At 56.2% G+C, this 3449-nt stretch carries 2 rRNA genes (1 of these 2 running past the window's edge); both read left to right on the forward strand.

The features are described from left to right. Positions 1–1068, forward strand: a 16S ribosomal RNA gene (locus EDF51_RS19525); the annotation flags it as partial. Positions 1069–1499: 431 nt separating this feature from the next. Next, positions 1500–3449: ribosomal RNA gene (locus EDF51_RS19530) — 23S ribosomal RNA — on the forward strand (it continues 1278 nt past the right edge of the window).

Here is a 3449-nt window from a genome sequence, read left to right on the forward strand (position 1 = left end):
AGTGACGGTACCTGCAGAAAAAGCACCGGCTAACTACGTGCCAGCAGCCGCGGTAATACGTAGGGTGCAAGCGTTGTCCGGAATTATTGGGCGTAAAGAGCTCGTAGGCGGTTTGTCGCGTCTGCTGTGAAATCCCGAGGCTCAACCTCGGGCTTGCAGTGGGTACGGGCAGACTAGAGTGCGGTAGGGGAGATTGGAATTCCTGGTGTAGCGGTGGAATGCGCAGATATCAGGAGGAACACCGATGGCGAAGGCAGATCTCTGGGCCGTAACTGACGCTGAGGAGCGAAAGCATGGGGAGCGAACAGGATTAGATACCCTGGTAGTCCATGCCGTAAACGTTGGGCGCTAGATGTAGGGACCTTTCCACGGTTTCTGTGTCGTAGCTAACGCATTAAGCGCCCCGCCTGGGGAGTACGGCCGCAAGGCTAAAACTCAAAGGAATTGACGGGGGCCCGCACAAGCGGCGGAGCATGCGGATTAATTCGATGCAACGCGAAGAACCTTACCAAGGCTTGACATACACCGGAAACGGCCAGAGATGGTCGCCCCCTTGTGGTCGGTGTACAGGTGGTGCATGGTTGTCGTCAGCTCGTGTCGTGAGATGTTGGGTTAAGTCCCGCAACGAGCGCAACCCTCGTTCTATGTTGCCAGCGGGTTATGCCGGGGACTCATAGGAGACTGCCGGGGTCAACTCGGAGGAAGGTGGGGATGACGTCAAATCATCATGCCCCTTATGTCTTGGGCTTCACGCATGCTACAATGGCCGGTACAAAGGGCTGCGATACCGTAAGGTGGAGCGAATCCCAAAAAGCCGGTCTCAGTTCGGATTGAGGTCTGCAACTCGACCTCATGAAGTCGGAGTCGCTAGTAATCGCAGATCAGCAACGCTGCGGTGAATACGTTCCCGGGCCTTGTACACACCGCCCGTCAAGTCATGAAAGTCGGTAACACCCGAAGCCGGTGGCCTAACCCTTGTGGAAGGAGCCGTCGAAGGTGGGATCGGTGATTAGGACTAAGTCGTAACAAGGTAGCCGTACCGGAAGGTGCGGCTGGATCACCTCCTTTCTAAGGAGCATCTGGTCTCGTGTGCCCTTCGGGGTGGGCGTGGTCCAGGCGCCTGATTCGGACCGAACGTGTCCGACGGGTAGCTCATGGGTGGAACATTGACAGTGCAGTTGGGAGTGATGCTTCCGACCTCAGTACGCTCTGCTTGCAGGGTTGGGACGGGTTGGGGTGGAGTTGCCGACTGGTGCACGTTGTTGGGTCCTGAGGGACCAGGCTTCCTGATCTGCCGTGAGGTGGGTTGGGGGTTGGGCCTACGGGTCCTTCGTTGGGCCGCATGAAGCACTGTCACTGGACGGTGGGGAGTGTGGTGCCGATCGTATGTTGAGAACTACACAGTGGACGCGAGCATCTTTGATTCGCGTCATCCAATCGACCGGGCACTTTTGGTGTTCGTGTTGTGGGTGATGACGGATCGCAATTTTAATCTTTGTGGTCAAGTTTCTAAGAGCAAACGGTGGATGCCTTGGCATCTGGAGCCGAAGAAGGACGTAGAAATCTGCGATAAGCCTCGGGGAGCTGATAATCGAGCCCTGATCCGAGGATTTCCGAATGGGGAAACCCCGCTGGGCGCTTTTGTGACCTGGTGACTCCCGCCTGAATATATAGGGCGGGTAGAGGGAACGTGGGGAAGTGAAACATCTCAGTACCCACAGGAAGAGAAAACAACATGTGATTCCGTGAGTAGTGGCGAGCGAAAGCGGATGAGGCTAAACCGATCATGTGTGATAGCCGGCGGGCGTTGCATGGTCGGGGTTGTGGGACACGTCACTCAGTTCTGCCGGACTGGGGCGGTTACAGCGCATCATAGTCGAACCGGTTTGAAAGCCGGGCCGTAGTGGGTGCCAGCCCCGTAGACGAAATGGTGTTATGGCCGGATGTGTATCCCAAGTAGCACGGGGCCCGAGAAATCCCGTGTGAATCTGTCAGGACCACCTGATAAGCCTAAATACTCCCAGATGACCGATAGCGGACAAGTACCGTGAGGGAAAGGTGAAAAGTACCCCGGGAGGGGAGTGAAATAGTACCTGAAACCGTTTGCTTACAAACCGTCGGAGCCCCCTTAGTAGGGGTGACGGCGTGCCTTTTGAAGAATGAGCCTGCGAGTTAGTGATATGTGGCGAGGTTAACCCGTGTGGGGCAGCCGTAGCGAAAGCGAGTCTGAATAGGGCGTTTGAGTCGCATGTTCTAGACCCGAAGCGAAGTGATCTATCCATGGCCAGGTTGAAGCGACGGTAAGACGTCGTGGAGGACCGAACCCACTTCAGTTGAAAATGGAGGGGATGAGCTGTGGATAGGGGTGAAAGGCCAATCAAACTTCGTGATAGCTGGTTCTCTCCGAAATGCATTTAGGTGCAGCGTTGCGTGTTTCTCGCCGGAGGTAGAGCTACTGGATGGCCGATGGGCCTCAACAGGTTACTGACGTCAGCCAAACTCCGAATGCCGGTGAGTGAGAGCGCAGCAGTGAGACGGTGGGGGATAAGCTTCATCGTCGAGAGGGAAACAACCCAGACTACCAACTAAGGTCCCTAAGCGTGTGCTAAGTGGGAAAGGATGTGGAGTTGCATAGACAACCAGGAGGTTGGCTTAGAAGCAGCCACCCTTGAAAGAGTGCGTAATAGCTCACTGGTCAAGTGATTCCGCGCCGACAATGTAACGGGGCTCAAGCACACCACCGAAGTTGTAGATTTCGCACACTAGACAAGCCTTCGTGGTTCAGTCGTGCGGAGTGGTAGGAGAGCGTCGTGTGGCGAGTGAAGCGGCGGAGTGATCCAGCCGTGGACGCTACACGAGTGAGAATGCAGGCATGAGTAGCGAAAGACGGGTGAGAAACCCGTCCTCCGAAAGACCAAGGGTTCCAGGGCCAGGTTAATCCGCCCTGGGTAAGTCGGGACCTAAGGCGAGGCCGACAGGCGTAGTCGATGGCCAACGGGTTGATATTCCCGTACCGGCGAACAACCGCCCAAGCTAATCCAGTGGTGCTAAGAGTCCTAACCCGGAACAACCGGATCCCTTCGGGGTGATGGTGGCCGGTCTAACGCTCGACCCCATGCTGGTGCGGTTAGCGTATGAACAGGTGTGACGCAGGAAGGTAGCTGAGCCAGGCGATGGTATCCGTAAGGTGAACCTGGTGTAAGGATGTAGGGCTGACGATAGGCAAATCCGTCGTCTGTGTGCCTGAGATCCGACGCGTACCCGTAAGGGGAAATCAGTGATCCTATGCTGCCGAGAAAAGCATCGACGCGAGGTTGCAGCCGCCCGTACCCGAAACCGACTCAGGTGGTCAGGTAGAGAATACCAAGGAGATCGAGAGAATCGTGGTTAAGGAACTCGGCAAAATGCCCCCGTAACTTCGGGAGAAGGGGGGCCGGACACGTGACCGG

Source organism: Curtobacterium sp. PhB25, from assembly GCF_004365375.1.
Lineage (GTDB): Bacteria > Actinomycetota > Actinomycetes > Actinomycetales > Microbacteriaceae > Curtobacterium.